Source organism: Dactylosporangium sp. NPDC050688, assembly GCF_040654515.1.
In the GTDB taxonomy this organism is placed as follows: Bacteria; Actinomycetota; Actinomycetes; order Mycobacteriales; family Micromonosporaceae; genus Dactylosporangium.
The window spans coordinates 1-6433 of sequence record NZ_JBFAIC010000147.1; the positions used below are offsets into that span (position 1 = coordinate 1).

The following is a 6433-nucleotide window of genomic DNA, read 5'->3' on the forward strand; positions in this document are numbered from 1 at the left end:
CACGCTCACGCAGCTCATCGTTGTACTTCTTCGGTGCAGGCATTGCCGGTGTTCCTCCAGGTTTCGATGTCTCCATCTAACCCGGGGCGGAACACTGCTCGATGGGCCAGCATGGATCCTGCTACCAGAGGTCGGGCACCGAGCTGGACGTAAGCAGGGGCGAACTGCAACGGTCCGTCTTGGGCTGACCCCCGGTGTCCTGGGCGTCGGACAGCCGGTGATTCGGTGCGATCTGCCCCGTCGCACTGCGTCAGAGTGGTATTCATTGCGGCACCCGTACGCAGGTCCGCCAGTCCAGAAGCTCCTCCGTACACCCGTCGTGCACCCCTGGGAAGCGGGCCGCCGGCGGGGGTGCCCGTCCGCGCGGAGGGTGAGGGCCGCGCGGACGCTTGGCGCCCCCGCCGGCGGCCCGCTTGGCATCGCCTGCGCGGCGGGGGTGCGGAGGAGCGGCCCCCTCCGGGACCCTGAGGCCCGCCGGGAGGCAAGAGCGCACCTACCAGCGGAGGGCAACGCCGCGGGAGCGACGGCCTGTAGCCCGACGGACGTCGCGGTAGCTCAGATCTGGATGAGTCGTCTCGACCGTTACGGGTGTCCGGGCCAAGCTGTCGACGTGCCTGGCTGTCCTTCTCAAGTGCTCTCTGTACGGCTCGGACGTGGTGTCCCAGCCGGACGGGCTTCCGGCGCCGGCGCGCAGCGCCGGGCGCAGCTTGCCCGCCGAGCTGGGTGACCACGTCCGGGCCTGCGCCGGAGGCGCCTTGATCTAGTACAGCGAAATTCGGCAACGGTTGAAGTGCCCCCGATTTAGTGGTAACGGACTTGCGGCAAAGCGCACCTCAGCCAGATCACTACCTTTCATGCCCGGAGGCCACCACGTGTCGCTTCACCTTGACCAAGGGCGTGAAGTGTGAGACAGATCCAATACTTGCCGCCACGGTTGCACCCTTACGGGACACATCGAACGGGCCACTTGGATGAATCTGCCCGCTGAGCGGGCGCCACGGCATGTAGATGCACGACGGAACCCTTGATCGGTTGCCGACGAGCAATTAAGGTGCCGCCATGGCCGAGAACGAGGGACAAGATCGAATTCAGCCAACTAGTGCCGCAGCCACTGGATCGGACTTTGACCCTGCCGACTACCAGCAGATCGTCGACTCCGAGATCGGTCCGATTATATCCTGGTATCAAAGCCACAAAGGGAGTGCGCGACGTCGTTACCTTGGAGCGACGGCGCTTACCGTCGTAGCCGGCTCAGCAATTCCGATCGTTTCGCTTAGCTCCACAGACGCTGCTCGAATAATCGTGGCGGTATTAGGAACTCTTGTCACGATCTTGACAGGCCTAAACGCCTCATACCATTGGGATCGCTCATGGCAGTTGTTTACTCAGGCACAGACTGCGCTAGAGGCGCGATTGGTCGAGTTCAGACTTACGCTACTGGCGATTGCTAATCAAAGACAGCGAGACCCTGCGGAGCAAAAATCAGACGCTCTGGCCGCTACTCAATCAATCATTGCGACCGCGCACCAAATTCGGGCAGCGGAGACGGCAGGGTTTTTCCGCCTTGCGGTCCGTCAGACCGCAAGAACCGACTCACTCACTCAATAAATTCAATCAGAACAGAGGGATTCGAATGAATAACGATGAACCAGCGCTTTTGAGATATCTGCACGACCGAAATAGGTCACTTCACGCCAAGGCACATGAAACACGCGACAAGGTTACAATCTTTCTCGGCGCAATCCCGGCAACGTACTCCCACTACACGGATCATAGCATTACGCACAGTGATGAGATCATACGAAAGATGAGCAGCTTGCTGTTCGACGACTCGGGCAACGCGGTATTGCAGCTATCATCCGTCGAAGCGTATCTTCTCTGTATTGCCGCGTACCTACATGACGCTGGAATGGTAGTGACCGAAGCGGAGAAACTGAAACTCCTGGCGTCCACGGACTGGGTCCGATTTATCAAGGATTCTAAACTTGATGGCGCTTGGCAGGAGATACTGGAAGGCGCAGCGTCGGCATCGAATGACGAAATAGCACGATACAGTGCAAATCTTCAAACAAGATATCTTATTGCAGAATATTTTCGGCAACAACACGCTGATCGTTCAGCCGAAGTCGTTCTTACTCAGGAGGCCAGCCTTGCTGGTTTCGCGTTCGAAGAGCCGGCAGTCAAACGTACGCTAGCTGACATCTGTCTCGGACATGGCCTACCGCGAGATCAGCTTGACGACGACGGCAAATTCCCATTCCGCCGTGACCTACTTAACGAACGCGTCAACGTAAGGCTCTTGGCTATCTTACTCAGGCTGGGCGACTTGTTGGATTTGCGATACAGCCGTGCATGTCCGTTGTTGCAGTTGACCAGCACCCCAATGCCATCGCACAGCGCTCCTCACTGGCAACAATATTCAGCAATCCAGCACCTGCTCGTCGCACCAGACCGAATTGAGGTCCGTGCAAGCTGCGAAACACATGAGGCACACCGAGTCCTACACGACTGGCTAACTTGGCTGGCTAACGAAACCGTCGGGTCACAGCGTTTGCTCGCCGGGAGCACTCGCCACGCCGATTGGTCAGCACCGCTTGCAACGCTGTCGGGTCCGAATCCTACAATGCAGGTAGATCCAGCTCCTACAGCTCGGTACTCGCCAGTTGCATGGCGATTCGAGCTTGATGCTGAGGCAGTCTTCGAGCGTCTAATCAAGGATGCGTACACCGATGTATTAAGCTTTGTCGGCGAGCTTCTACAGAACTCGCTTGATGCGACGCGTGTCAGACTATCCGAGGATCTAAGACGAACGCCTGAAGGTGTGCCAAGATATCCGAATTTAGCACCACTCTCGGTCAGGCAGAAATATCCCATCGAGATCAGCATTGACACGGAGAAGGCACCATCAACTCTGACGGAGGGTTCGGCGGAACAGCTAATCTTTGTCATCAAGGATCGTGGAATAGGCATGACCGAGGAGATAATTACGAAGTACTTGCTTCAGGTAGGGCGATCATACTACACCTCGCCAGAATTTACTTCGTCGTACAAATTCACACCTTCAAGCAAATTCGGAATTGGTTTCCTCTCCGTCTTCGCCGTAAGTAGAGATGTAGCCATTGAAACTCGAAGTGCGCTAGACGACTTCGGCATACGCATTAGCCTTACGGGGCCTCGGTCATATCTGCTCATTGAGAAGTCGGAAAGGCGCTCGGTAGGTACTGAGATTCGAGTAGCGCTCGGTACTAAGTTTACTCGCGAGCAAATCGTACAATACGTACTTTATCGCGCCAAGATGGCGGAGTTTCCAATCTCCGTCGTTGAACGTGGCAGCGGGAACTTGGTTCCACCCTTTGTAGGTTCTAGCATTACGCCCAAGCTGGATGGAGCAGCTCAACTACCTGACAAGCTTTCAGTGAGTATCCGATGCCATGAAATGTCTGGCCCTGAAGTCTTCGGGCACATTTTCCATTATGAGGTCAGCACGTCTTCAGGGCAGGAGCTTTGGGCGTCTTCGATCTCCAGCGGACTACGGCGTGATTTTCCATTCAACCCTTTCCCTGTCCTACCAGCTTCCCATCGCTGCATCAACGGCCTTACGGTGAACAGCCCTTACACCTCATCCGATAAGTATTCCTTTCAGATGGATGTGCGTGGAGGTGCTGCCGCCAAGCTGCCCGTTCTATCGAGAACCGAGACGCGGCGGCAGGGCTTCCTTTTGCGGCAACATTTTATCGAGCCGCTAGCGGCACATATTGCCTCAGTCAATCTTCCTGCGGAAAAGTCTTGGATCTATAAGCAGCACCTATTCCAGACGTTTGGTGACATGCTTGGAGACTGGTACATGGATGTTCCAGACTCAATTCGTGTGTTCGAGTCTGGTCGATCAAGGTTTATATCGATAAACGAGTTGCTGGAGCTTGGTTCTATCTGCGTTCTGGCGCATCGCCACGATTGGAGTGATCAACAGGATCGCTGGCGGGTGTTATTATCGCCGGACCCCGAGAAGCTCGTTGCCGTAAACGTTCTGGGTAAAGAGGTAGCAAGCTATGACAACTGGCTGGCGAAGCAGCCGAAGTCGAGTGGCACTCTTATCGCCTTGCCTGACTGGAAAACAATCTATAGCCGCAGTTGGAACGCACGTGCGGTAAAGATCCAGTTTCTCGGCGCCTGGACGATCATCAAGATGCAGTGCGCATCGGGGAATCCGATTGTCCACCCCGCGCCTCTTCGGAGTATTCCCGTTACGGGCGGACCCGAGCATGCACTCATGGTTTCACAAAGCGCCACTGATGGGTACGGTGCCAGCTATTTTGTCGAAACCCATCCCATTGCCCGAGCCTATAATCGCCTACTTATAGGAGATAGCGATTCAAAGAAGACGGCATCGGTAATCTCCTCCACCTTCCGGGATGCATTTCAGTCAAGGTATGGAGGTCTGGCTTCCGGAGTGCGCCAGCAGCTTAATAGTTGCCTGCTCGCAATCCGGAAGTGCGGACTCCGGATTAAAGATTACAAGTTTGTTCATCATGATGATTTCCTGCTCGCAATACCAGCAGGCACCAGTCGTCCGGTGGCCGATAAGGCCGGTATTGGTGCCGTGAGTGAGAGTGACCTGGAGTAAGTAACCTCGCTATATCAGCCTTGCAGTGTACCCAGCTCCAGCGAGTTGAATATACGCGGCTTCAACGTGTGCGGGTATGTCCTGTGGCACCGCGAATCCTCGATCGGCGTAGACCTTCACTCGTTGAGTGTCGCCAACGAGCATGTCAATTACTTTTTTGGGATCACCGATGCTCTGGACGTAGTCGTCTAACGAAAGCGGATTGGACACACAAACTAGGTCGAGTTCAGGCCAAAGCTTCTTGGCCGTGGCGTACGCGCGTCGCTGCTGATAGGGGCGCGACATGACAACTGCCGATTCGACGCTGATGCCCCGCGACTCAAGTAACCCGCGGGTCATCTCGAAGTTTTCCTGGGTATTTGTCGCGCGCGTCTCGACATAGATCGAGTCGTCGGGAACGCCATGTTCGATTGCGTACTGCCGATAGTGAATCGCCTCGCCACGGGGGAAGCGTTCGATCGTCGTGGGGGCGTTGGCGCCGGTGAAGACGATGCGGGGGAAGTAGCCGCGGTGGTAGAGGTCGGTGGCGATGATGGCGACGCCCAGGTCGTGGCTGCCGAGGCCGATGCCGATGTCGCAGGGGCGGAGTTCGTGGTGCATGTTGTGGTAGTCCCACAGGGTTTCGACGTCGGCGCGGTGTTCGGCGGGGATGGTGGTCGCCGGGGTGCTCTGGTCGGCATGCGTCACGCCCACACAGTAGGCGGGGACGGGCTGGCGCGCTCAGTCCATGACGTCGAGCCGACGGGCGAGGTCGACCAGCACGGTTGAGGGCTTGGTGCGCTGGTGGCGGATCCAGGACAGGACCAGCTGGCGGCTGAGCACGTGGTAGCGGACCTGCTCTGGGGCCATCTTCTCGGCGGCGAGGACGGTGTCGAGGGCTTCGTCGGCGCGGTTCCATGCGCTGAGGGCGCGGGCCACTTCGAGTGAGTGGCGGACACGGCGCTCCATCGGCAGGCCGGAGGTGTCGACGCGGGGACCGAGGTCCACGGCGACCTGAATGTCGCCGAGCTCGGCGGCGGTGGCGACGCGGTGGATGGCGACGTTGGTCGGCCCGAACGCTGTCCACAGGTGGTTCGCGTCGTGGCCGAGACGCTGCGCTGCTTCGTCGGCGGCGGTCAGGAAGGTTCGGGTGGTGATGGCGTCGTTGGCGCGGGCGGCTGCAATCGAGCCTGCCAGGAATAGCGTTCCGTACACCGAAAGCAGCTCGGGCGTTGCGTTGGACAGGTGTGGCTCCAGGTAGTTCGCCGCATCGTTGGTGAGCTGCACGGCCTCGCGGTACCGGCCGGTGGCCTGGAGTGCGTGAGCGACGGAGCGCAGGAGTGTCCCGGTGAGCACCACGTCGCCGGCGGCTCGGGCTGCGCCGAGGCCGCGGTCGGCGGCGATCCACGACAGGTCAGCTTCGCCGATCTTCGTCAGCTGCACGGCGGCGAGCTGGTACGCGAGGCCCAGCACCCGCCGCGCGTCGTCGAGCGCGTCACCAGACATGGCGCTCACCGCGGCCTCGGCGTGGGCGATGAGGCTCGGGAGCCGGCCGGTCACGTACCCGAACCGCGCGTCCTGGTAGGCATCCCAGAGCGTCTTCAGCTCCTGCTGCAGCACGTCGATCGGCGGCGGCTCCACCGATGAACCCGTGCCGAACGGGGTCACCTTGCGGTAATCCATGAGGGCGGCACGCAGAGCGGGGACGGTGCGCATGCCGCTGTCGCTGGTCCAGGACACGAGGGATGGTTCGGCGACCAGGTCGGCGAGGGCGACGTCGAGCACGTCGGCGAGGGACTTGATGACCGACAGCCGGTCGAGCTGGATGCG

Annotated in this window: 4 protein-coding genes; 2 read left to right on the forward strand and 2 right to left on the reverse strand. The window is 58.9% G+C overall.

What is annotated here, in order from left to right:
• Window positions 1–1059 precede the first annotated feature (1059 nt).
• Both AB0H83_RS51300 and AB0H83_RS51305 read left to right on the forward strand, forming a co-directional pair.
• Window positions 1060–1608, forward strand: a complete 549-nt coding sequence (locus AB0H83_RS51300; RefSeq protein ID WP_360111189.1) for a DUF4231 domain-containing protein — start codon at window positions 1060–1062, stop codon at window positions 1606–1608.
• A 199-nt stretch (window positions 1609–1807) separates the two neighbouring features.
• Window positions 1808–4624, forward strand: a complete 2817-nt coding sequence (locus AB0H83_RS51305; RefSeq protein ID WP_360111191.1) for a hypothetical protein — start codon at window positions 1808–1810, stop codon at window positions 4622–4624.
• Between the two features lie 9 nt (window positions 4625–4633).
• On the opposite strand, the gene AB0H83_RS51310 is transcribed toward AB0H83_RS51305, so the two are convergent.
• Both AB0H83_RS51310 and AB0H83_RS51315 read right to left on the reverse strand, forming a co-directional pair.
• Entirely contained in the window at window positions 4634–5311 is a 678-nt protein-coding gene (locus AB0H83_RS51310) for a YdcF family protein (RefSeq protein ID WP_360111194.1), read from the reverse strand.
• A 33-nt stretch (window positions 5312–5344) separates the two neighbouring features.
• The coding region (locus AB0H83_RS51315; RefSeq protein ID WP_360111197.1) for an XRE family transcriptional regulator at window positions 5345–6433 on the reverse strand (1089 nt) is incomplete at its 5' end.

What these genes read in the sequence shown, in the direction of transcription:
- AB0H83_RS51300 (WP_360111189.1), top strand. Translation starts at nt 1,060, where the DNA reads ATGGCCGAGAACGAGGGACAAGATCGAATTCAGCCAACTAGTGCCGCA.
- AB0H83_RS51305 (WP_360111191.1), top strand. Translation starts at nt 1,808, where the DNA reads ATGAGCAGCTTGCTGTTCGACGACTCGGGCAACGCGGTATTGCAGCTA.